Raw genomic sequence first — 257 nt, 5'->3', positions numbered from 1 at the left:
CCATAGCTCTCTTCCACTCGCGACCAACGATGATCTCTTGACAAGTCTAATACAGGACCATAACTAATATGTGCCCCTTGCAAACGAACCTCCTTTGCTGTTACTTGCGACATTTGTTCTAATCTTGCAGGATTCCAAGTTGAAGCTTGCCCTATGCCTGTAGGGAATACTGTAGTTCCAATAGCCATATGTCCGTGAGGAGCTTCTTCGGCCAAAAATATAGGAATACCTAAACGTGTATTTTTTATTACATATTC

General features: G+C 42.0%; 1 protein-coding gene. It reads right to left on the bottom strand.

What is annotated here, in order from left to right:
- The coding region (locus tag QCD85_RS23695; protein ID WP_301264083.1) for a glycoside hydrolase family 3 N-terminal domain-containing protein at nt 1-215 on the bottom strand (215 nt) is incomplete at its 3' end.
- Nucleotides 216-257: the final 42 nt, after the last annotated feature.

The organism is Paenibacillus sp. PsM32 (assembly GCF_030433815.1).
Lineage (GTDB): Bacteria > Bacillota > Bacilli > Paenibacillales > Paenibacillaceae > Saccharibacillus > Saccharibacillus kyungheensis.
Note: the sequence above shows the minus strand (reverse complement) of the source record. Positions and strands in the feature narration are given on the sequence as shown.